Annotated in this window: 21 protein-coding genes; 12 read left to right on the top strand and 9 right to left on the bottom strand. The window is 70.7% G+C overall.

What is annotated here, in order from left to right:
- On the bottom strand, positions 1–211 hold a 211-nt coding region (locus BLR49_RS12605), incomplete at its 3' end, for a transposase (RefSeq protein WP_092538038.1).
- Positions 212–1,003: 792 nt separating this feature from the next.
- Between BLR49_RS12605 and BLR49_RS12600 the strand changes: the two genes are divergently transcribed.
- Positions 1,004–1,579, top strand: coding sequence for a hypothetical protein (locus BLR49_RS12600; protein ID WP_092538158.1), 576 nt, complete (start codon positions 1,004–1,006; stop codon positions 1,577–1,579).
- Positions 1,580–1,635: 56 nt separating this feature from the next.
- Positions 1,636–2,709, top strand: coding sequence for a 1,4-dihydroxy-2-naphthoyl-CoA synthase (locus BLR49_RS12595; protein WP_092538156.1), 1,074 nt, complete (start codon positions 1,636–1,638; stop codon positions 2,707–2,709).
- Here the strand turns inward: BLR49_RS12595 and BLR49_RS12590 are convergent.
- The gene (locus tag BLR49_RS12590) at positions 2,700–3,275 is read right to left on the bottom strand and encodes a hypothetical protein (protein ID WP_092538154.1); all 576 of its coding nucleotides are present in this window, start codon (positions 3,273–3,275) and stop codon (positions 2,700–2,702) included. The two genes, BLR49_RS12595 and BLR49_RS12590, sit on opposite strands and share 10 nt — an antisense overlap.
- A gap of 185 nt (positions 3,276–3,460) precedes the next feature.
- Here BLR49_RS12590 and BLR49_RS12585 point away from each other — a divergent pair, with 185 nt between their 5' ends.
- The gene (locus tag BLR49_RS12585; protein ID WP_092538152.1) at positions 3,461–4,048 is read left to right on the top strand and encodes a YagU family protein; all 588 of its coding nucleotides are present in this window, start codon (positions 3,461–3,463) and stop codon (positions 4,046–4,048) included.
- Between the two features lie 73 nt (positions 4,049–4,121).
- Here BLR49_RS12585 and BLR49_RS12580 read toward each other — a convergent pair whose 3' ends face one another.
- The 5 genes from BLR49_RS12580 to BLR49_RS12560 form a co-directional block, all read right to left on the bottom strand.
- On the bottom strand, positions 4,122–5,042 hold the full coding sequence (locus BLR49_RS12580) for an ABC transporter ATP-binding protein (RefSeq protein ID WP_092538150.1): 921 nt from the start codon (positions 5,040–5,042) through the stop codon (positions 4,122–4,124).
- Positions 5,043–5,045: 3 nt separating this feature from the next.
- On the bottom strand, positions 5,046–6,008 hold the full coding sequence (locus BLR49_RS12575; RefSeq protein ID WP_245690724.1) for an ABC transporter permease: 963 nt from the start codon (positions 6,006–6,008) through the stop codon (positions 5,046–5,048).
- Positions 6,005–7,153 carry an ABC transporter substrate-binding protein gene (locus tag BLR49_RS12570; protein ID WP_092538148.1) on the bottom strand — a complete coding sequence of 383 codons (1,149 nt, stop codon included), beginning with the start codon at positions 7,151–7,153 and terminating at the stop codon, positions 6,005–6,007. Before BLR49_RS12570 ends, BLR49_RS12575 begins: the two co-directional genes overlap by 4 nt.
- A gap of 472 nt (positions 7,154–7,625) precedes the next feature.
- Entirely contained in the window at positions 7,626–8,585 is a 960-nt protein-coding gene (locus BLR49_RS12565) for a 1,4-dihydroxy-2-naphthoate polyprenyltransferase (RefSeq protein ID WP_092538146.1), read from the bottom strand.
- A gap of 179 nt (positions 8,586–8,764) precedes the next feature.
- Entirely contained in the window at positions 8,765–10,189 is a 1,425-nt protein-coding gene (locus BLR49_RS12560) for an AMP-binding enzyme (protein ID WP_245690722.1), read from the bottom strand.
- A gap of 63 nt (positions 10,190–10,252) precedes the next feature.
- On the opposite strand from BLR49_RS12560, the gene BLR49_RS12555 reads away from it, so the two are divergent.
- The 5 genes from BLR49_RS12555 to BLR49_RS12535 all read left to right on the top strand — a co-directional run bounded on the left by BLR49_RS12555 (position 10,253) and on the right by BLR49_RS12535 (position 15,548).
- Positions 10,253–10,705, top strand: a complete 453-nt coding sequence (locus BLR49_RS12555) for a PLDc N-terminal domain-containing protein (RefSeq protein WP_092538144.1) — start codon at positions 10,253–10,255, stop codon at positions 10,703–10,705.
- Between the two features lie 170 nt (positions 10,706–10,875).
- The gene (locus BLR49_RS12550; RefSeq protein WP_092538142.1) at positions 10,876–12,081 is read left to right on the top strand and encodes a sensor histidine kinase; all 1,206 of its coding nucleotides are present in this window, start codon (positions 10,876–10,878) and stop codon (positions 12,079–12,081) included.
- Positions 12,082–12,087: 6 nt separating this feature from the next.
- Positions 12,088–12,882 carry a response regulator transcription factor gene (locus BLR49_RS12545; RefSeq protein WP_092538140.1) on the top strand — a complete coding sequence of 265 codons (795 nt, stop codon included), beginning with the start codon at positions 12,088–12,090 and terminating at the stop codon, positions 12,880–12,882.
- 108 nt (positions 12,883–12,990) lie between these two features.
- The gene (locus BLR49_RS12540) at positions 12,991–13,803 is read left to right on the top strand and encodes an ABC transporter ATP-binding protein (RefSeq protein ID WP_092538138.1); all 813 of its coding nucleotides are present in this window, start codon (positions 12,991–12,993) and stop codon (positions 13,801–13,803) included.
- Positions 13,800–15,548, top strand: coding sequence for an ABC-2 family transporter permease (locus BLR49_RS12535; RefSeq protein ID WP_143013776.1), 1,749 nt, complete (start codon positions 13,800–13,802; stop codon positions 15,546–15,548). The genes BLR49_RS12540 and BLR49_RS12535 overlap by 4 nt, the downstream gene beginning before the upstream one ends.
- A 490-nt stretch (positions 15,549–16,038) precedes the next feature.
- Here the strand turns inward: BLR49_RS12535 and BLR49_RS12530 are convergent, their stop codons facing one another.
- Both BLR49_RS12530 and BLR49_RS12525 read right to left on the bottom strand, forming a co-directional pair.
- The gene (locus tag BLR49_RS12530) at positions 16,039–16,866 is read right to left on the bottom strand and encodes a hypothetical protein (protein ID WP_092538134.1); all 828 of its coding nucleotides are present in this window, start codon (positions 16,864–16,866) and stop codon (positions 16,039–16,041) included.
- The gene (locus BLR49_RS12525) at positions 16,863–17,618 is read right to left on the bottom strand and encodes a histidine phosphatase family protein (RefSeq protein ID WP_092538132.1); all 756 of its coding nucleotides are present in this window, start codon (positions 17,616–17,618) and stop codon (positions 16,863–16,865) included. The genes BLR49_RS12530 and BLR49_RS12525 overlap by 4 nt, the downstream gene beginning before the upstream one ends.
- 122 nt (positions 17,619–17,740) lie before the next feature.
- Between BLR49_RS12525 and dapD the strand changes: the two genes are divergently transcribed.
- The 4 genes from dapD (at position 17,741) to BLR49_RS12505 (ending at position 22,395) form a co-directional block, all read left to right on the top strand.
- A complete protein-coding gene (dapD, locus tag BLR49_RS12520; protein WP_092538130.1) occupies positions 17,741–18,718 on the top strand; it encodes a 2,3,4,5-tetrahydropyridine-2,6-dicarboxylate N-succinyltransferase in 978 nt (325 codons plus the stop codon).
- Between the two features lie 184 nt (positions 18,719–18,902).
- Positions 18,903–19,685 (top strand): succinate dehydrogenase cytochrome b subunit, encoded by a 783-nt coding sequence (locus BLR49_RS12515; protein ID WP_092538128.1) that lies wholly within the window; start codon positions 18,903–18,905, stop codon positions 19,683–19,685.
- Positions 19,682–21,643 (top strand): fumarate reductase/succinate dehydrogenase flavoprotein subunit, encoded by a 1,962-nt coding sequence (locus BLR49_RS12510; RefSeq protein WP_092538126.1) that lies wholly within the window; start codon positions 19,682–19,684, stop codon positions 21,641–21,643. The genes BLR49_RS12515 and BLR49_RS12510 overlap by 4 nt, the downstream gene beginning before the upstream one ends.
- Positions 21,640–22,395 carry a succinate dehydrogenase/fumarate reductase iron-sulfur subunit gene (locus BLR49_RS12505; RefSeq protein WP_092538124.1) on the top strand — a complete coding sequence of 252 codons (756 nt, stop codon included), beginning with the start codon at positions 21,640–21,642 and terminating at the stop codon, positions 22,393–22,395. The genes BLR49_RS12510 and BLR49_RS12505 overlap by 4 nt, the downstream gene beginning before the upstream one ends.
- Positions 22,396–22,677 lie beyond the last annotated feature (282 nt).

Raw genomic sequence — 22,677 nt, 5'->3', positions numbered from 1 at the left:
CCGCCTTCAGCCGAGCCAACTCCTCCGCATCCGTGGCTTCCTTCTGCTCCCGGGCGTCGGCGTGCTGCTTTCTGTATTTAGCGACCCAGTTGCCCACGGTCTGCGCCACCAAACCATAAGAGGCCGCGACCGACGCGATCGACCGCTCCTTATCCACCACCTCGCGAGCAACCTGCTCACGAAACTCCTCAGAGTACTTCGCCTTAGTCACATCCATCATCCTAACTATCAGATCACGGGGAACGACAGCCATCCCCCAAGTCCGAAAACAACCCTCCAGTCCAGACCCAGAACTGTCACCGATGTCCTGACACACCAACTGTCACCGATGTCCTGACACATCACACCGTCTTAAACGCGCTCTCAGACGGTCCAACTGCCGGAACGCGGTCCAACTGCAGCATGGCGGTCCAAGCAGGCACGGGCCAGTCGGCCCAACCGGAAGCAGCCACACACCCCAGGCACCATCCCAACCTCCGACTCCACGCCCTCAAACCGGAAGAGCCAGTAATAGGGGCGAATCCTCCGCGACACGATTTTCGCTTGAGTCGCAGTCGATCACCGCTACCAGACCCAGCGCCCCATCTATAACTGCCCACGAAAGTCGCGGATCGTGGTGGGTGCGCAGTGTTGAGAAGTCTACTGCCCACCTACTACTCCTGCCCCGCGCCCGGCAGCGCGGTGTTGACACCGAATCACGACCTTGGGGTGCGTTTCACGACCCCCGGGTGGTCGTGAAACGCACCCCAAGGTCGTAAACCGTCAACCGACACCCATCAATTGGCACCCTGTCATCCAACCCCGCAACCACCGGGCGGAAGATCTACAACACCAACCCGCCACAACCCCCCCAAAACCGAAAGAACTGGATTGACATCAGCTGCAGAACCACCGCGGAAGGCCTGACTCGAATCGATCTTCCGTCCAGTCCACGCCTCAGGTAGGCTCACATGTCGGGGCAGTGGCGCCATGCCGATCACATCCACTGCTGCGGAGGGAAGCCATGAAGACCACCGAGCAGTATCCGGACTGGCGCCCAGCGATCCCACTCTGGGCCCTGGCTTCCGGGAGGGCCTTCATGGCATTGCTATATGGAGTCGGACTTGGCATCGTCACAGGGATCTGGTCGGCACTGACCCGGGCGGGTCTGAGCATCGATCGCGTGGTCGCATTCGCGATCATGGCCGCAGTCATACGGGAGGTCATCGACGCGGCAGCATCACGCTTGATTATGCGAGCCAAGCGGATTCAGGATCCCGAAGGGTCTGCCCTGACGGTCGTGACCCTCATCTGCCCGGCCATAGCGGGTTCCGTGACCGCCGCGCTGCTGCTGTCGACCTCAATACTCACTCTCACTCTGGTGACCTGGATCTTCTACCTGGTCATCATCATCACGCTCGAGAAGCCTTGGAACACCACCCTCAACCACGAGGAAATGATGAAGCGCAGCCGCCAAGTGCGCCTGATGACACGCGAGCACTTCGCCGACGAAATTCAAGACGGTCGCTTAAGCTTTTCCGAAATAGATGCTGAAGGAAACTATGTTAACGAAGATGGCAACCGGATCGAAGCGGAGTAGGCGCGGCGTGGACGGGACACGAGCCAGGTCGTAGGCGATCCGCCTACCCTGTGCGCATGAGCCAGACGTCCTCAACCACACCATCGCCCCACCCGCTGCCGCAGCGGGTCTCGGAGATCTTCGATCCCCTCCGCTGGCGCGACGTCGCCGGATTCAACAACCGCGGCGACGGCCCGGACGCGCTCACCGACGTCACCTACCACCGCGGCTGCGAGCGCGACGCCGACGGCGCGTGGGTGCGCGACCTGCCGGTGGTGCGAGTGGCCCTGGACCGGCCCGAGCTGCGCAACGCCTTCCGCCCGCACACCGTCGACGAGCTGTACCGGGTCCTGGACCACGCGCGCATGAGCGGCGACGTCGGCGCCGTCATCCTCACCGGCAACGGCCCCTCCCCCAAGGACGGAGGCTGGGGCTTCTGCTCCGGCGGCGACCAGCGAGTGCGCGGCCGGGACGGCTACCTGTACGAGAAGGCGGGCGACGACGTCGAGCATGCTTCCCCCGTTAGCGAGGCCGCGCCCACCGACAACCACGACGCCGCCGTCGCCGCACAGCGAGAGCGCCTGGACGCCGCCCGGGCGGGACGGCTCCACATCCTGGAGGTGCAGCGGCTCATCCGCACCATGCCGAAGGTCGTCATCGCCGCCGTATCCGGCTGGGCGGCCGGCGGCGGCCACTCCCTGAACGTGGTCTGCGACCTCTCCTTGGCGTCCCGGGAGCACGCCCGCTTCAAGCAGACCGACGCCGATGTGGGCTCCTTCGACGCCGGCTACGGCTCCGCCCTGCTCGCCCGGCAGGTCGGGGACAAGCGGGCCCGCGAGATCTTCTTCCTGGCCCGCACCTACGACGCTGCCACCGCCGAGCGCTGGGGCGTGGTCAACGAGGCCGTCCCCCACGCCGAGCTGGAGGAACGGGCGCTGGAATACGCACGCATCGTGGCCGGAAAGTCGCCGCAGGCGATCCGCATGCTCAAGTACGCCTTCAACCTGGCCGACGACGGCCTGGCGGGCCAGCAGGTATTCGCCGGGGAGGCCACCCGCCTGGCATACATGACCGACGAGGCCGCCGAGGGGCGCGACGCCTTCCTTGAGCGCCGCGAGCCGGACTGGTCGCCCTTCCCCTACTACTTCTGAGCGTCCGCGTCCGGCTCCGCGGCCGCCTGGCGCCGCCTTTCAGCCGCATCCTCGCGCGCCTGCTCACAGGCCGCCCACACCTCGTCCAGCCGGGCCTCCACGGCGCGACGCGCGACGGCGGGGTCGCTGTAGTTGACCGTGTTCTCGAGTCCGCGCATGCGCACGCGGCCGAACTCGGAGTCATAAACCGCACGGTGGTGGACGTGTCTGCCCAGGCGACGCTTCTCAACAATGATCAGTTCCTCGCGCCGCCGCGGCCAGGGCAGGTAGTCCCTCGCGATGCGCACGCCTCGTTCGGTCACCTGCACACTCCAGGGGGACAGCAGAAAACGGTGGGCGCCGTACCAGGCGGCCCCATAAGCCACAAAGTAGAGCAGCGCCAGCAAGGGGAACCCCAGGTCCGCCGCGTGCAGGGACTGCGGGAACGCCTCCAGGAAGAAGGACGCGACCATGATCGACAGACCAAGCGCGAACGGCATGATGCACGTCAGCCCGATCCCCAGGACGGCACAGACAACGCCCAGTGCGATTCCGCCGTGCACATCGCCCCTTCGGTAGTAGATCACGCCCTCACCCTATGTGCTTGCCGGAGGTGAGATGGCGAACCAGACACCTGCCGCTCCCACTCAACTCCATGGCTTGGACACGGTGGCCGCCGCATGAAATTGTTGCGCCGACCCCGAGGAGCGAGCGCCGTAGGCGCCTGCTCACCATCACCGCGGCAGCCCCGCCGCACTACCAGGAGGTTCCCATGCCCGCTTGGATCACCCGCCTGCTCGGCTCGACCGAGCCGTCCCGCCGCCGCCTCGGCGTGGCCGCGCTCGTCGGCCTCATCGCCGGCACATTCTCCGCCTTGGTCAAGTTCGGCTGGGAGGTGCCCTTCCCGCCGCGCACGCCCGGTATCCGCTCGGACACGAACCCGCCGCAGGCGATGCTGGAGTGGTTCGGCATGTCCCCGGAGACCTCGCACCTGACGGTGACGTTCTCCAACAACGAGCTGCCGATCATGTCCTTCATCGTGCACTTCAGCTTCGCGATCGTCTTCGGCCTGATCTACTGCATCGCCGCCGAGTACTTCCCGCGGATCAAGCTGTGGCAGGGCGCTGTCTTCGGTGTCTTCGTGTACGTGGGCGCCCACGTGATCGTCATGCCGCTGCTGGGCTGGGCCCCCAACCCCTTCCCCTGGATCGACGGCGCCCAGACCTGGTCGGAGCACTTCTCGGAGTTCTTCGGCCACATCGTGTGGATGTGGTCCATTGAAATCGTGCGCCGCGACCTGCGCAACCGCATCACCCGCGAGCCCGACGCCGAGGTCGCCCTGGAGACCGCCACCCGCTGAGTGCGCCCGCGCGCTTCTCGACGACGGCGCCCGCCCCGACTCTCCTGTCGGGGCGGGCGCCGTCGTGGCTCCCTCAGCGGCCCAGGAGAGAGAGGACATGGCGGCGCAGGCGCTGGAACTCGGGGGCGGCCTCGTCGCTCCCCAACCCCTCGGGCACACGAATGTCCTCCACCACGTGAGCGGGCCGCTCGGAGAGCACCACCACCCGGTTGGACAGGCGCAGCGCCTCCTCCACGTCATGGGTGACCAGCACCGCGGTGAAGCCCTGCGAGGCCCATAGAGAGGCGATCTCGTCCTGCAGAGTCAACCGGGTGAGCGCGTCGAGCTTGCCGAAGGGCTCATCCAGCAGGAACAGGCGCGGCCGGTTGACCAAGGCCCGGGCCAGGGCCGCGCGCTGCGCCATGCCGCCGGACAGGGTGGTCGGGTAGGCGTCGGCGAAGTCGCGCAGCCCCACCACCTGCAGCGCCGCCTCAACCCGGCGCGGCTCCAGACGCCCGCGAGCCTGTGGTCCCAGGGCGACGTTCTCCCGCACCGTGCGCCACGGCAGCAGCGTCGCATCCTGGAAGGCCAGGGCCCGCTCGGGGGCGGTGCCGGTGACGACCGCGCCGTCGACGACGACGCTCCCCTCGGTGGCACTCTCCAGGCCTGCCAGGAGCCGCAGGATCGTGGACTTGCCACAGCCGGACTGACCCACCAGGGAGACGAACTCGCCCGGGGCGATGTTCAGATCGATGCCATCCAGCACCGGCAACTGGTCCGGCTTGGCGGACTCGGCCTCATACCGCGCCCGGGCCGCCGGGGACGCCAGCCGTATGAGCGCCGGGACCCAGCCGTGGTCGACGTCGTGACGCAGCGGGTAGCGGTGACTGATGCCGACCAGACTCACCCGCGCACCGCGGGAGGCGGGGACGGCGCCGGGGGCAGGGGTGCCCGCGGTGTCCGCCTGAGTTGGCGCGGAAGTTGTTGAAGCGGCTGAGGGCGTCGAAGCAGTCATCGTCTACCACCTCACCAGGTTCTGCTGCCAGGCCAGCAACGAGGAGCGCAGTTTGAACAGCAGGATCATCAGGGCGCGGCAGAAAATGATGAGCACGACCAGCCCCACGTACATGCGCGGGTAGTCGGCCCAACCCTTAACCCAGTTGATGTACCAGGCCAGCCCCTGGTCGACGCCCACCAGCTCCGCGGTCATCAGCGCCGCCAGGCTCGTGCCCAGGCCCGTGAACAGTCCGGTGAGCATGTCCGGCAGGGCGGCCGGAACGGCGATGCGGCGCACCAGGAAGGCCCCGTTGGCACCCAGGGTGCGGGCGACGTCGAAGTAGGAACGCGGGACGGCCCGCACGCCGGCTCGCGTCATGGTCGCCATGGGGAACCAGGCCCCGAAGGCGACGATGAAGGCGGCCGCGGCGTACGTCGTCGGCAGGACGAGCACCGCCAGCGGCAGCAGTGACGCCGCGGGCACCGGCCCGACCGTCTGCAGCAGCGGGTGCAGCCAGTAGTCGGCCCGCCGCGACCAGCCCATGAGCAGGCCCGTGACGAAGCCCAGCACAGACCCGACGGCGTAGCCGGTCAGGAACAGCAGCGCCGATGACCCCAGGCACCTCACCAGCAGCGTCCAGTCGCCGCGGAAGGCCTCGATGAGCACCTCCGGGGCGACGAAGTAGGGCGGGTCCAGCAGCCCGGACTTGACCGTGGTCAGCTGCCAGACGATGAACCAGGCCCCGAAGAACACGATCCAGGGCAGTCGGTGCGCCAGTGCCCCCGCGGCAGCCGATCCGGGACGCGCCTGGGCGATGGCGGTCCAGCCGACCAGCGCCACGATCCAGGCACCAAGCAGGGCAACCAGCGGCGTAGTGCTGGCCGTGCGCGCGTCAGCGGCGTCGGGCACCAGGACGACGACGGCGGCATACAGGATCCAGACGGCAATTGCCGCGACGATCGCCCTCCGGGATGCGGCGCTCACCGGTTGATCCCCAAGTCCGTGTACACGGTGTCGGCGAGTTCGGCGGCGTCGATACCGGCGTCGATATAGCCGGTGAGCTTGAAGTCCTCGATCCCCGGCTCAATGGCCTCCCGGAAGGCTGTGGCCGAGGCCTCCCAGCCGTAGGTCTCCAGCACCTGCTCCACCAGCGACTGCTCGGCGGCGACATAGTTGTTGTCGACCTCGATCTTGGCGATCTCCTTGCGGTTGGCCTCGGAGGCGGCCAGGTAGTCCGAGCCCTTCAGCCATGCCTCGGTCAGAGCCTTGGCGTCGTCCGGTCGTTTGGCGACGAAGTCGCCGTTCAGGGCGACGGAGCAGCAGAAGGGCTCGGCGTCGTTGGACTCGATTATGCGGGCGGTGCCGTTGAAGACGGGCAGCAGCGGCGCCGGGTCCGACCCCATGATGGCGTCGACGTCGCCGTTGGTCAGGCGGGTGCCCAGCGAGTCCTCGTCGATAGTGGTCCAGGTGATGTCCCCGTGCTCCGGGTCCACGTTGATACCGGCCTTGGCCAGGCCGATCGAGAAGTAGGCGAAGGCCGAGGAGGACAGGGAGGGAACGCCGATGGTGGCGCCCTTCAGGTCCGCGTAGGAGTTGAAGGCGGAGTCGTTGTTGACCACGAGCTGCAGGCAGCCGGAGTGGAATCCCGCGCTCAGCTTGGCGTTGATGCCGTTGTAGATGGGCTCGAGCCAGGAGAAGAAGATGCCGGGGGCGCCGATGTACTTGCCGGCGCTGAGCGCATCCTTAGTGTCCTCGGTCCGCTGGGTGTGGGCGAGGGTGACGTTCAGTCCGGCGTCGTCGAAGTAGCCCTGGTGATAGGCGGCGTACAGCGGGGCGGCGCAGATGTCGCCGCCGATGACCAGCGGCAGCTTCTCGGCGGCCCCGACGACGCCGGAGTTGGTGCGGTGCAGCGTAAGCCAGGCGCCGCCGCCGACGACGGCCGCCGTGGCCAGTCCGCCGGCTGCGAGCAGGCGGCGGCGTGACAGCCGAGAGCGGGAGCCCGCGGGCTCGGGGCCGTCGTCGGCGGCGAGGATGGCGGCGGCGTTCTCGGCGGTGACGGCGCCGGAGGCGAGGGCGCTGTCAGGGACGTCGTCGGGGGTGTAATCGGGGGTGTTCTGTGGGACGGACATGGCTGTTCTCCTGTGGGCTCCGGCCGTCGGCTTGGACGCGGCCGGAGCCATTGACTGGAAATGGCGGGAAATAGACGGAAAAGGGCGAAACAGGATGGGTGTCCGCAGGAGAGTGCTGCCAGGCGCAGGCGGTGGACGTCGTCGACACGGCGCGCCTCAACGTGCATATCCTCCGTCGGCCCCGCCAAGCCGGACTCGCATTGCGAGTACCGGTGTACGACGGCCGGACCGCGCACAGCGGCAAAGGACGTAGCGGAGAGTTGAGAGGCGGGGCTGGCTGAATGCGGGCGTCGCGCCTTACGGACGGGTTCAGAGCGCCTGACAGCACATACACATGCACATGCGACACATGACCGCGAGCGCCTGTGCGCTGCCAGCGGTCCGAGTCGTCAGGTGCGTGTTCGCCATGGTCAGCACGGTAGCCCGCCGCTGCGGCGCCGCGCAAACCATTCCGTCCCGCCCCGGCCGGATCTCACGCCACCGCGATCAGCGCCAGTGCCAGGGCGCCGCCGTAGGCCAGCTCGTACAGACCGGCGTCGCGCAGGACCGGAATGAGCGCGCGCCCGGTCGCCCCGGCCAGCACCGGCCACAGCGTTCGCCCCGCCATGATGGCCAGCACCGCTACCAGCAGTGCGGCGGTGCCGAGCGGGACCCACAGTGAGCCGTCCGTTGCTCCGGCCGTCAGGTCGGCGCGCGCCCACCAGGTCGCCGCGATCGCCAGCACCACGGGCGCCACCACCATGGCCACGAAGGCCCGCCGGGCGCCCCGCTCACCCAGGCGGACCGCCAGAGTCAACTTCCCGTGCCGCGGGTCGGTGGCGATGTCGCGCAGGTTGTTGACCATGAGCAGGGAGCAGGCGATCAGGCCGATGCCGCAGGCGGACAGCCACACCCACCCGGGCACGCCCCCGGCCTGCACGTAGACGGTGCCGCAGGTAGCCATCAGGCCGAAGAAGATGAACACGAAGACCTCGCCAAGCCCAGCGTAGCCATACGGGTGCGAGCCGCCGGTGTAGAACCAGGCGGCCGCGACCGCCGCGGCCCCGGCTCCCAGCAGCCACCACTGACCCGACAGGGCCACCAGCACGAGCCCAAGCACGCCTGCCACACCGAAGCAGCCGAAGGCCGCCAGCTTCACGCGGCGCGGGTCGACCTGACCGGAAGCGGTGAGCCGGGGCGGGCCGGTGCGGTCGTCGTCGGTGCCACGTACCCCGTCGGAGTAGTCATTGGCCAGATTGGAGCCGATCTGCAGCGCCAGGGCCACGCCGGCCGCCAGCAGGATTCGTGGCACCGAGGCCGTCCCCAGGGCCGAGGCGGCGCCCGCCCCGAGGATGACCGGGGCTACGGCGGCGGGCAGGGTGCGCAGGCGCACTACCTCCATCCAGCTCGTGGCGCGGGGGCCGGTTTCGGCGGGCAGATCCCGGTCTGTCATGTCTTCCTCCTCGGGGCGCGCAGAGCCTATCTCAGGGCCGGGTGTCACAATCTGCACCACTTTCACTGACCGCCGCCCCCGGGTCCTTCACACTATTGGCAGTATTCCGGGCATTATCGATCCGGCCGCAACATTGTCTGCGGGAAAGTGCTGCATTCTCTGCCAAATCTGACCCCCGCTCAGTCGGCGTTTCGGCAGGCGGAAGTGAACCGGCGTGCCATGGCCTGCCGATCCACCTTGCCCGGACCACACAGCGGCAGCGCGTCGACCACCACGATCCGTTTGGGCGCATGCGCCCCGTCCAGCCGATCCCGCGCGGCGGCCCGCACCCACTGCTCCCAGGCGCTCCAGTCACCACACCCCTCCCCAGCGGGTACGACGGCGGCGACGACGGCGCTGCCCCACTGCGCATCGGGCACGCCAACCACGCAGGCCTGGGCGACGCCGGGCAGCGCGGTCAGTACCTCCTCGACCTCGCGCGGAGCGACCTTGACGCCGCCGGTGATGATCATGTCGTCCACCCGCCCCAGGACGGCCAGGCGACGCCCGCCGTCGGGGCCGGGGACCAGCTGTCCCAGGTCGCTGGTCAGTAGCTCGCCGGCACCGTCCGCGCCCGCCCGTTCGCGAAAGACCGCCGCACCCGCGGGGCGCGAGCCGACCTCGGCGTATCCGGCGGCCAGCACCGGACCGGACAGCACGATTCGGCCTACGCCCGCCGCATCAGGGTTCTCGATGCACACCCCCACCCCGTCCAGGGGCGCGCCGTCGTAGACGCAGCCGCCGCCGGTCTCGCTCATGCCGTAGGTGGTGACCACGCGCACCCCGGCGGCGCGGGCGCGCTGAAGCAGGTCCGGGTCGGCGGCGGCGCCTCCCAGCAGTACGGCGTCGGCGCGGGCGAGGGCTCCGGCCGCACGCTCGTGGCCCGGAGCGAGTACGCGCACCAGCTGGGTGGGCACCAGCGGCACCCGCACCGGTGCGCCCGGCCGGGATGCCAGCGCCCGCTCAACCGCGTCCGCGAGCGCGTCGGGGTCGAATCCTCGCGACGTGTCGACCACCACTGGCGCGCGGTCGGCCACCAGGGACCGGACCAGCACCTGCAAGCCCGCAATGTGGTGCGCGGGCAGGGCGAGCACCCAGGTGCCGGGCCCGCCCAGGCGGGCGTGCGTGGCCCGGGCGGAGGCGGTCAGTGCGGCCATGCTCATGGCCACCAGGGCGCCGGTGCCGGTGGTAGAGCCGGAGGTGCGCAGCAGCAGGTCGGACTCCGGGCGGGCGGCGGGGCCGTCCGGGTCCAGGCGGCGGGCGAGGTCGGCCCTGACTGTGGCCGGGTCCTCCCCCGGAGCGATGGGGACCAGCAGCGGCCGGAGCTCCCCGGCCGGTCCGTCCCCGGGCGGTCGCTGTCCGAAGGCGCACCCGGCCGCCCGATCTCCCTGCCCGTTCCCAGCTGCCGGGTCTCCGGCCGCTCCCCGGGCCTGGTTCTCGCCGGACGCCTGGGAGGCCGCCCCGATCCGGTCGCGCAGGGCAGCGGTCAGGACGGCGACGTCGCCGGGGCCGGTGCCCCCGCGCAGGAGGAACAACGGGCGGGCGAAGCTGGTTGTGGATGACACAAGGACCAGGGTGGCACGGGAACCGGCCAGCGCCACACCTCGAAGAACAGTTAGGGTAGATACGTGCGTGCCGTCCCCTACATCCTCGTACTGGCGCTGGCCCTGTATGCCCTCATCGACTGTGTGCGCACTCCGTCGGAGAACATGCCCGCACGCCTGCCCAAGCCCATGTGGATTCTGACCATCCTGCTGATCATCGGGGTGGGGCCGATCGCCTGGATCATCACCTCCCGGGTGAGGGCCGCAGAGGAGCGCGGCGGGGAGATCGAGCGGACGGTGTGGTCGTCCAAGGAGCGGGTCGACCTGCACCTGGCGCAGCGTCCCCGCCCGGTGGCGCCCGACGACGATCCCGAGTTCCTCGCCCGCCTGGAGCGGGATATCCGACGCCGCCGCCGGGACGAGCGCGAGCATGATGCCCCCGACCAAGGGGACGACCACGACTCCGGCGAGGACCCTAATGGGCGCGCCGGTGCGGGCGGTCCCGGCGTGCCCTCCGACGACTCCCCGACGTCGTGATTCCAGCGGGTGCCGTCCACCGAACGGGCCCGACGGCGGTGAACCCGGCACCAGGCGGCCCGGGAGCAGGCTCCGTCCCTTCCGCCGTCCCGGCGCCGACGGCCCTGGACTGGCGCCGTAGCTGCCGCCTGATCGGGCCTGCCCGTCACCGGATTCCCCTTAGCGACGCGGTGCTGACGGTTCTGTTCGCCCTGGTGGCGCTGCTCTCCTTCAGCCTGGTGACCACCTGGGGCGCCCACCCGGTCTATCTGGCCAATGCTCTGACCGCCCTGGTGGTGGCCGCAGCCCAGCCCTTCCGGCACCGCCGCCCGGTGGCATCGGGCATGGTGGTCTACCTGGCCATGGTGGCCTACGTGGCGCTGTTGCGCGTCACCCCGGTGAACCTCGGCCTGTCCCCGGTGATCGCGGCGGTGCCGACGGCACTGCACACGCTCACCCGCTGGGCTCCCGACCGGCGCTGGGGTGCGGCCGGGCTGTTGGCGGCGCTCATGGGCGCCCTGGTCAACCCGCAAACCGTGTACTCGGTCAACCCGCACACCGCAGGAATGTTCAACTATCCGCCTTTCGGATTCGCGCTGGCCTGCGTGCTCGTGGTGACCGCCACCTACCTGCTGGCACTGCGCGCCCGCGCCGCCGCAGAGTCCCTGGAGCGCACCGTCACCGAGGCGGCCCGACTGGCCGCCGCCCGGGCGGTGTCAACGGAGCGCCTGGCTATTGCGCGGGAGCTGCACGACCTGGTTGGTCACGGCCTGACCGTGGTCAAGGTGCAGGCGGACACCGGACTCGCCCTGGGCACCGCCGCTGCTGCACGCGAGTCCCTGACGGCGGTGCGCGACGCCTCCGCGGCGGCGCTCGCCTCCACTCGTGAGCTGGTCGCCTTGCTGCGCGACACGACGACGGAGGGAGCCCTGGCCCCGGTGGCGGACCTGACCGGGATGCCCGAGCTGGTCGAACGCGCCCGTGCCACCGGTCTGGAGATCGAGGCCGCGGTGCCTACTGCCGCCGAACTCGCCTCATGGAACGACTCCTGGACGGCGCTGCAACGACTCACGCTCAATCGCGTGATTGCGGAGGGCCTGACCAACGCCGCTAAGCACGGTGGCGGCAGCGCACGTATCGCAGTTTCCGCGGACGACGGCGCCTGCACGGTGCGCATAAGCAACCCGCTTCCCGGAGACGAATCCACTACAGCCGGGGGCGGGGAGTACCGCCACGAGTACGGTCATGGCCTGACCGGCATGGCCGAGCGGCTGCGTCTGGCCGGGGGCCGGTTGGAAGCCGGTCCCCGCGACGACGCCGGGAGGTCTTTCCTACTCGAGGCCGTCTTCCCGGTGAGCCTCCCCGCACAGAATTCACCAACTGACCAGGAGTGCTGAGAACTGATGACCGGTAATCGACTGCGGGTTGCCGTCGTCGACGATCAGCAACTACTGGTCGCGGCCTTCCGCTCCCTGCTGGACGCCCAGGCGGACATGGACGTAGTGGCCACCGCCCACGACGGCCGAGCGGCACTGGAGGCACTGCGCCAGGCCCGGAATCGCAGTGAGCCGGCCGACGTGGTGCTGATGGATATCCGTATGCCGGTCCTCGACGGTATCGGGGCCACCCGGGGGCTGCTTTCCGACCCCGAGCTGAGCGGGAGCGGCGGTGACCGGCCCACACGGGTGCTCATGCTCACCACCTTCCAGGAGGAGGAACTGGTGCTGGGGGCGTTGCGCGCAGGTGCCTCCGGCTTTCTGCTGAAGGACTCCGGCCCGGCAGATCTGCTGGCGGCGGTGCGTGCCGTCGCCGCCGGGCAGGCGTGGCTGGATCCGGTGGTCACCCCCTACGTACTGCGCGCGCTCGAGGGAGACTCTGCGCAGGCCGTAGGCGGTGCAACTGCGCCAGCTGCGGATCCAGGCGCAGTGCCCATCACTGCCCCGGCCGGTGCAGCGTCCGGCGCGCGAGCGGGAGCAGGGACCGGGCTGCTGCCCGGGGAGGCGCTGACTGGCCGCGAGCGCGACGTGCTAGAGCTGGTCTGCCGGGGAATGACCAACCCGGAGATCGCTTCCCGGCTGTACATCGCCGAGTCGACGGTGAAGACGCATGTCAAGGCCCTGCTGGGGCACACCGGCTGCCGCAACCGGGTGGAGTTGGTGATCCATGCGCTGAGGACCGAGATGGTCCGCGCGGAGTAGCAGCGGTGTCCTCTCCCCCTTTCGGGGGAGACCGCCGCACGGCCACTGGTTCTGGTCATGTCCCATGTGGGGATCCGCCACCGGGTGCCTCGGGCCGATTCTGCTCCCATGACCGCCTTACCATCGTCACCACCCGCCTCGTCTCCGGCAGCCACCTCCGACTCGTTCAGGCCCGCGGCAGGCGCTACCGCCCCGCCCGGCCTGGCGCTGCGGGGCGTGGAGGTCAGCTACGGCAGGCAGAAGGTTCTAACGGGACTGAACCTGACCGCCCGACCGGGCCGCGTCTATGGCCTGCTGGGACTCAACGGCGCCGGCAAGTCCACCACCTTCAACACCGCGCTGGGACTGTTGCGGCCCGACGCCGGCACCATCGAGGTGCTGGGCAGGCCCCTGAGCCGCGAGAGCCTGATGCATGTTGGGGCGAGCATCAACGGCCCCGCCTTCTACCCACAGCTGTCCGCCCGGCGCAACCTGCGCATCCACTGCCTGCTGACCGGCACCGCCCCGGAGGTGATCGACCTGCTGCTGGAGCAGGTCGGCCTGGGGCAGGCCGGGCGCAAGCGGACCGGCAGTTTCTCCACCGGGATGAAGGTGCGCCTGGCCCTGGCCATGGCGCTGCTGGGCGACCCGGAGGTGCTGGTGCTGGACGAGCCGCAGAGCGGCCTGGACCCGCAGGGCATCATCTGGCTGCGCGACCTGCTGCGCGAGCTGGCGATGGGCGGGCGTACCGTCATCGTCTCCAGCCATGTGCTCGGGGAGATGGCGCGCACCTGCGACGACGTCGGCGTGCTCGCGGGCGGACGCATGGTCTATGAGGGGCCGCTGGCTGACTTTGCGGTGGCTGGCCAGGACCTGGAGGAGGCCTTCCTCGCCGCCGTTACCGGCGCCGCGGACCGGCGTGGGCAGGAGGTGCAGCGATGAGCACAGTGATTAGCACTGTGATTAGCACTGCATCCTCAGCGACCGTCTCCGCCCGGACCGAGTCCCGAGCGGCTGCCCGGCCGCGGAGCCGGCCCGGTTTCGGGGCTGTGCTGCGGGCGGAGATGGGGCGCAGCCGCCGCACCGCCACCTGGGGCGTCCCGGTGGCGGTGGTGGTGTTCTCCCTGCACGCCCTGCTGGTGGCGCATGCCGCCCGCACCGCCGATGGCTGGAACGACGGCGTGCTGCCGTGGCTGAACCCCTACCCCGCCGCCTTCGCCCTGCCCATGGGGGCGCTGGCCGGTGCCATGGCCGCCTGGCGGGAACGACGCAATCGCGCCGGCGGTACCGCCTGGCGGGCCACCACCCCGGCCCTGACCGTGACGGCGCGTATGGCTGGGTTGGCCGCCTCGGCGCTGGTGTCGCAAGTGCTCCTGCTGGCACCGATCGTGATGGACGCGCTCGTGCGCGGCGCCGGCTGGGGACCGTGGCCCCAGTACCTGTTGTTCGCCCTGGTGATGTGGGTGTCGGTCACGGGGGCGAGCGCATGGGGGCTGGCGCTGGGCCAGCGGCTCGGCGGCGTCGCCGTCGGACTGGCCCCGGCCCTGGCGCTGGTGTGGTCGGCCGCGGGTGCTTTGCAGGCGGAGGCGCCGACCTGGTGGGCGCGGCCGTGGACCTGGGCAATGCGCCCGACGCTGCCGCTGCTGGAGGTGCACGGCAACGGCATCTCCCTGGAGACGGGCTCACCGGTGTGGGACTACCCGGTGGCGCCGGGTCTGTTGGGCAGTGCCGGACTGTGCCTGCTCGGCGTCGGCGCCGCGCTGCTGAGTGGGCGGCACGCGACGGGCGCGTTCGCCGGTCGGCGTCGGCTCGGTGTCGGCGCTCGGCTCCGGGGTCTGGTGCGGCCCGGCGGACGCGAGTCGAACGAGTCTGGGGTGGCTCTCACCCCCTCCGCCGCGCTTCACCAGGGCCGCACCACCGCTTCCGCCGAGCGTCCGGCCCCGCCTGATCACAACACACGGGGGCTGTCCCAAGCGGTGTTGTACGCCCTGGCCACACCGGGCCCGCGCAGTACGCTCCGAGCGGTCGCCCTCGGCCTGCCCTGGCGGCTGTGGGCAGTGCTGACGGCCGCACTGCTGGGGCTTTTGGCACTGACGCAGGCGGTGTACTCCGCCGCCTATGCCCTGCCGCTGTTCACCCTGGCGGGCGCGCCGATCGCCGCCTGGGCAGCCGGGGCGACGGCGTGGCGCGCCCAGGCCGACGCCTGGCGGGGCCTGGTGCTGCGAGCCCGGCCTGCGGCGCTGACGGCGGCGGCGCTGACCTGGACGATGGTGCTGCTGGCCGTGGCGCTGATTCCGGCGTGGGCCGTAGCCCGCCTGGGGGCGCCACTGTTCCCCACAGACCCGGAACTGGGAGGTCTGGGCGCGCCCGTGTACGTGTTCATGGTGACGCCCTTCGTCGCCTTCATGCTGGCGGCGCTCGCTCATGCGCTGGCGCAGGTGGCCGGCACGGCGGTGACAGTCGGCATGGGTGTGGGCCTGTTCCTGATGGGCCTGATCATCGACGGCAATGAGGTGCTGGTGGCGACGCCGCTGTGGCGGCTGGCTCCGTGGGGCTGGATTCAGGCCGCGGGCACCTACCCCGAACGTTGGGGGTATGCGGCGCTGCTGAGTCTGACGATCGGACTTGCCGCCTTCGCCGTCAGCGCCGCACGCGGCCGCGCCGTCGCCGCCCGCCAGCACGAGTAACGGGACTCTTCGTGTTTGAGGGTGTGGTGGTTGGCGGTGCGGCGTGGAGGCGCGCGCTGGGAGCGCGGGGCCGAGGGGCGCGTTGGGTACGCCCCTTCGACGTCTGCTACGCCGGTTAGACCTCTACTGAAGGCTCCAGAGCCCTTCAACAAACGCCCAAACGGCGTACTAGATCCCTAACCGGCGTAGTAGACGACCCCCAGCCACGGGGACCAACACGCCGCCGACCCCGCCCCGCGGCCCAAGCACCCTTGCGAAGCAGCCCGGCACCGGCACGCAAACCAGCGCCCACACACCGCACCCCGACCCGCAAGGCCTTGAGCTCGCCCACGGAGCACCGCCCGGATACTGTCCAAATCCGGGACAAACGGCGCATGCGGCGGTAAACGCGTTAGCCAGAACGGCGTAGTTTCAACGTTCTGCAGCAGGGGGTTGGGCGTTGGCAGTTCGTTTGTCCCGAATCTGGACACTTACCGCCTGCGCGGGGGCGTCAGTCCAAGGCGCGCGGCTGGTAGCGGGGCCAGTTGGAGGTGTCCACCGCGTAGCCCCAGGCGGCGGCATGCGCGAACCAGTCGGCGGGCAGCCAGGTGCGGCCCACCAGCTGAGGGTGACCGGGCAGATACCGGGCCGCCCACATCATCAGCACCAGCTCGGCCCACTGCCCACGCAGCTTCCAGCGCGCCGAGCCGGAGGCGTTGGCCGCCGCCATCACCACCTCGCCGGTGCCGGTCAGCTGCACCTCCTGCACGTCGGCGAAGGCGATCGGCATGACGCCCTCCCCCGTGCCCAGGTAGATGCCGTGGGTGGAGACCGTCAGCCGGGCGTAGGCCAGATGCCGCCACTTCTCCACGGCGTCGGCCTCGGCGGCCCGCTTGCGCCGCGAGTTCAGGTAGGCCTGTCCGCCGAAGAACGCGGCCGTCAGCGCGAGCCCCACCGGTCCGCCGGCCAGGAAGAACCCGCGCGAGGGGTTGTAGGTGGCGTCGCCGCGCCGCCACACCAGCATCTCCGCATCGCAGGTGGCCAGCATGACCTCGTCGGCGGCGAAGACCGCGCGGATGGGATCCACCATCGGAGACACCGGGTTGGGGCGGCGTCCGGCCCGCAGCGCGGTGAGCACGCCGGCGGTGTTCCACCACACGAAGTCCTGCCCGGTCCAGGGCCGCCGCGGGGCCGGCCGGGGCGGCGCGGCGGGAACCACGTCGGCACCCTGGGCGGGCACCAACGCGCCCGCGCTCGAGTCCGACGAAGTAACCGGACGGCCGCCTGCGCCGCCCTCGTCGGGCCGCGCGGGGCCCAACGGCACGGGTGTTCCGGTCATGCGTCCTCGGCGTCGTGGGAGGTGCAGTCGGCGGCAGCGCGCTCGCAGGCCTGGTCCGGCACACCCCTCCCGTCCCGGCCGCCCCCGAGGTTCTCGGCAGCGGCGGAGGTTCCCGGCACCATGTCCGCGGCGCGGCGCAGCAGGTCCCCGGCGGGCTCCCAGTAGGACAGCCCCACCAGGGTGCGCCCGTCGAAGGTGAGCGAGGTCAGCGAGGCGAGGGCGCACTGGCGCCGCCGCGGATCGTGCGCCAGGGGGCGCCCCTCCAGCCGCAGGCGCAGTGCCCACACCGGCAGCTGGTGGGACACCAGCAGCGCCTCGCGCCCCTCGGCCTGTGGTATGGCGGCGCGCACGGCGTCGCTCATGCGGGACACCAGCTGCGTGTACGGCTCCCCCCAGCTGGGGCGCAGCGGGTTGAGGTAGTAGCGCCAGTGCTCGGGGCGGGCCAGGATCATCCGGTCCCGGTTGACGGGCACGCCCTCGAAGTGGTTGTCCGCCTCGATCAGGCGCGCGTCGCAGGTGGGGGTGAGCCCGAAGGCGGCCGCCGTGGGAGCACCGGACTCGCGGGCGCGCTCCAGGGGCGAGGTGATCACGGCGGCGATGTCGTGGCCGGAGGCGGACAGCACATCGGCGACCTGGTCGGCCATCTGCCTGCCCAGCTCGGACAGGTGGTAGCCGGGCAGGCGCCCGTAGAGCACGCCCTCGGGGTTGTGGACCTCGCCGTGCCGCATGAGGTGGATGGTGGTACGCGCCATGCCGCGATTCTCGCACGCCGACTCCGCAATGGCGACGCCGCCCGAGGTCGTGGCTCGCCGACCGGCGTGCAACCGCCGCGGCGTATCGTGCACCACCGCCCGGCGTCCCGTATGGTGCATCCATGACGACTCGCAGCGCATGGGGTCTCGGCCTGGCGACCGTGACCGACGACGGCAAGACCCTCGACGTCTGGTACCCGCGCCCGGTCCTGGGCGAGGCGCCGGAGGACGGCGACGCCGACCTGCTGGCCACGCTCAGCTCCATGGAGCGCCGCGACCCGGCCCGAGGCGTGCACACCACGGTGGTGCGCACCTCCGCCGACCTCGACGACGCCCCGCAGACCGTGGCCGGCTCCTACCTGCGCCTGCACATGCTGTCCCACCGGCTGGTGCGGCCCAACACCATCAACCTGGACGGCGTCTTCTCCCGCATGCCCAATGTGGTGTGGACGTCGGCGGGCCCCTGTGCGGTGGACAACTTCGAGGCCACCCGCATCCGCCTGCATGCCTCGCTCGGCCGCCCCGTCCAGGTGCTGTCGGTGGACAAGTTCCCCCGCATGACCGACTACGTGCTGCCGACCGGCGTGCGCATCGGCGACGCCGCGAACGTGCGCCTGGGCGCCTACCTGTCTGAAGGCACCACGGTCATGCACGGCGGCTTCGTCAACTACAACGCCGGCACGCTCGGGCGCTCCATGGTGGAGGGCAGCATCGCCCAGGGAGTGGTGATCGGCGACGGCTCCGACATCGGCGGCGGCGCCTCCACCATGGGCCTGCCGACCGGGGGCGGCGGACGGCGGGTGGCACTGGGTGAGCGCTGCCTGCTGGGCGCGAACTCGGGCCTGGGCATCCCGCTCGGGGACGACTGCGTGGTCGAGGCCGGCCTGTTCGTCACCGCCGGCACGCGGGTGGCGCTGATGCCGCAGGGCGGCGTGGTGCCCGGCTCGCACGGCCTGTTCAAGGAACCGCGCATAGTAGCCGCCAGCGAGCTGGCGGGCGCGTCCAACGTGCTGTTCCGCCGCAACTCCCAGTCCGGGGCGGTTGAGGCCCTTTCCCGCGGCGGCAAGGGGATCGAGTTGGACCCGGTCGCCGCAGGCTGACTCGTACGGCGCCGCCGCCACGCACGCGGCGCACCTGCCCAGGTTCACGCGCCCCGCAGTCCGAAACCCGGGACAAGGGCGGTCGCCATATAAGACGCTGGCAGTGTCAGCAGCCCGCTTTTTGTGACACGCGTTACGCTTGGCCTACGCCTGAACGTCAACGTCGTCGCAGATGGGAGCTCTGATGCCCACATCCACCCGCTCCCGCACGCCTGCGGGCGTTCCGTCCCCCGCGCCCCCGCGCGGTGATCTGCCCGCGCCCCGCCCACGCCGCCGCAACCGCCCATCCTTCACAGTACTGAAGACGACCATGGCGATCACCGGCACCGTCATGGCGCTGTTCGTGCTCGTCCACATGATCGGCAATCTCAAGGCCTTCCAGGGGCCGGAGGCGTACAACAACTACGCCGCCTGGCTGCGCGAGATCGCCTACCCGCTCGTCCCCCACGAGGGCGTGCTGTGGATCATGCGGTTGGTGCTGGGTCCCTGCCTGATCCTGCACGTGGCAGCAGGCCTGACGCTCTGGCGCCGGGGACACCTGGCGCGTGGCGCCTTCCGCCGCCGCGGCATGCGCAGGCGCACACTCGGCGCCCGCAGCATGATCGTCACCGGCATTCTGATGCTCGTCTTCATCATCGTGCACCTGCTGGATCTGACCATCGGCCGACTGGTGGCGCCCGGGGGCTTCCTCGCCGCCACGCACTCCAACGGCGAGCTGACCGCCTTCGCGTACGAGAACCTGATCGCCAGCCTCTCGCGGCCGCCGATGGCGCTCTTCTACAGCCTGATCATGCTCCTGATCGGGGTGCACCTGGCGCAGGGGCTGTGGTCGGTGGTCAACGACCTGGGCGGCACCGGCGGCAGACTGCGCCGCATCGGACTGGCGATCGCCCTCGCCGTCGCCCTGGCCATCGCCGTCGGCAACGGCCTATTGCCCCTGCTGGTGCTGAGCGGAGTGATCTCATGAGCGCCCTCACCCCTCCCCCGGTCGACGGCCTGTACGACGTCGGCCCCGACCTGGACCCGCACCTGCCCGACTGCCCGCCCGAGCAGGCCTGGACGCGTCGACGCGACGAGTACCGCCTGGTCAACCCGGCCAACCGGCGGCGAATGACCGTGATCGTCGTCGGCACGGGCCTGGCCGGCAGCGGGGCCGCCGCCACCCTGGGCCGCCTCGGCTACCGGGTGGAGTGCTTCAGCCTGCACGACCTGCCCCGCAGGGCCCACTCCGTGGCCGCGCAGGGCGGCATCAACGCCGCCCGCGCCCGCAAGGTCGACGGCGACTCCCTGAACCGCTTCGTCAAGGACTCCGTCAAGGGCGGCGACTACCGCGGCCGCGAGGCCGACGTGGTGCGCCTGGGGATCGAGTCGGTGCGGGTCATCGACCACATGTACGCCATCGGCGCCCCCTTCGCCCGCGAGTACGGCGGCCAGCTGGCCACCCGCTCCTTCGGCGGCGTACAGGTCTCCCGCACCTACTACACGCGCGGGCAGACCGGCCAGCAGCTGGAGGTCGCCTGCGCCCAGGCGCTGCAGGAGCAGATCGCCGCCGGCACCGTGCACATGCACGCCCGCACCGAGATGCTGGACCTGATCGTCGCCGACGGGCGCGCCCAGGGCATCGTCACCCGCGATCTGCTCACCGGTGAGATCCGGGCCTGGACGGCCCACGCCGTCGTCCTGGCCACCGGCGGCTACGGCAGCGTCTTCCACTACTCCACCCTGGCCATGGCCTCCAACGCGTCGGCGACCTGGCGGGCTCACCGCCGCGGCGCCGCCTTCGCCTCCGCCTGCATGGTGCAGTTCCACCCCACCGCGCTGCCGGTGAGCTCACACTGGCAGTCCAAGACCACGCTGATGAGCGAGTCGCTGCGCAACGACGGGCGCATCTGGGTGCCCAAGCGGCCCGGCGACGACCGACCCCCGAACGACATCCCCGAGGATGAGCGCGACTACTACCTGGAGCGCAAGTACCCCGCCTTCGGCAACCTCACCCCGCGCGACGTCGCCTCCCGCAACGCCCGCGAGCAGATCGAGTCCGGGCACGGCGTCGGCCCGCTGCACAACTCCGTCTACCTGGACTTCCGCGATGCGCTGGAGCGCCTGGGCAAGCCGGTGATCGCCGCCCGCTACGGCAATCTGTTCGAGATGTACCTGGACGCCACCGGGGAGGACCCCTACGAGGTGCCCATGCGCATCGCCCCGGGCGCCCACTTCACCATGGGCGGCCTGTGGGTTGACTTCGACCAGATGTCCACCATTCCGGGACTCTTCGTGGGCGGGGAGGCGTCGAACAACTACCACGGCGCCAACCGGCTGGGTGCCAACTCGCTGCTGAGCGCCTCCGTGGACGGCTGGTTCACGCTGCCGCTGTCCGTGCCGAACTACCTGGCCGGGCTTGTGGGCACGAGCGCGCTGGCCGACGACGCCCCGGAGGTGACCGCCACGCTCGCCGACGCCCGCGCCCGGGTGGAGCGGCTGCTGGCGGTGGGAGGCACGCACCGGCCTGTCTGGTTCCACCGGCGCCTGGGCGAGATCCTGTACGCCGACTGCGGGGTGAGCCGCTCCGAGGCGGGCCTGCGCCACGGCCTGGAGCAGGTACGGGCGCTGCGCGAGGAGTTCTGGGCGGACGTGAAGATCGTCGGCGGGCCGGAGCGCCTGAACCAGGAGCTGGAGAAGGCGCTGCGCGTGGCCGACTTCCTGGAGCTGGCCGAGGTGATGATCCTGGACGCACTGGATCGCCGGGAGTCCGCCGGCGCGCACTTCCGGGAGGAGTACGCCACCGCCGAGGGCGAGGCCAAGCGCGACGACGCCGAGTGGTGCACGGTCTCCGCCTGGCTGACCGACGCCGACGGTCGGCACACGCGCCGCAGTGAGCCGCTGGCCTTCTCGCTGGTACCGATGCAGGTGAGGGATTACCGATGAGAGTTGAACTGGAGATCTGGCGGCAGGATGGGCCGCGCGCCCGCGGCCGCTTCGAGTCCTACGCGGTGGAGGACGCCGAGCCGGAGATGAGCCTGCTCGAGCTGCTCGACCGTCTCAACGATCAGATCATCGAAGGCGGCGGCGAACCGGTCGTCTTCGAGTCCGACTGCCGTGAGGGCGTGTGCGGCATGTGCGGCTTCCTGGTCAATGGCAAGCCGCACGGTCCGCAGGACAACACCCCGGCCTGCCGCCAGCACCTGCGGGCCTTCCCCGGGGTGACACGCTTCCGCCTGGAGCCGTGGCGCTCGGCCGCCTTCCCCGTCATCCGCGACCTGGTGGTGGACCGCACCGCCCTGGACGAGCTGATTCAGGCGGGCGGGACGGTGGACGTGGCCGCGGGGACGGCTCCCGACGCCGACGCGGTGCCCCAGCCCTACCTGCGCGCCGAGCAGGCGCTCGACTTCGCCGCCTGCATCGGCTGTGGGGCGTGCGTGGCCGCCTGTCCCAACGGGGCTGCCATGCTGTTCGCCGGGGCGAAGCTGGCGCACCTGGCGCTGATGCCGCAGGGCCGCCACGAGCGGTCCCGGCGGGCGCGGCGCATGACGCAGACGGTTAACGAGCTGTTCGGGCCGTGCTCCCTGTACGGGGAGTGCGTCCCGGCCTGCCCGGCGGGAATCCCGCTGACGGCGATCGCCGCCCTGAACCGGGAGGCACTGCGCGCCGGCCTGCGCGGCCGCACCCGCGACGACTGAGCCGGTTGGCACGAGGACTGGCCGGTTGGCACGAGGACTGGCCGGTTGGCGTGGGGACTGGGCCGGGTGGTTGGACGACAACCAACGCCCGTCCCCTTCGCCGAGATCGGTAGATGTTACGTGCCCAGATCGGTAGTAGTCACGTGCCGAGTTCGGTTGATGTGGTGCCCGGCCCCTGTTGGACGGGCGGCGGGCGCCGGTAGGGCCGGGGGTGTGCGTGCCCGGGGCCGTCATGAACACGAGTTCACGCCACCAACACGACTTCCTGACGACCTGCACGGG

This window comes from Actinomyces ruminicola, from assembly GCF_900103885.1.
Classification (GTDB): Bacteria; Actinomycetota; Actinomycetes; order Actinomycetales; family Actinomycetaceae; genus Actinomyces; species Actinomyces ruminicola.
Note: the sequence above shows the minus strand (reverse complement) of the source record. Positions and strands in the feature narration are given on the sequence as shown.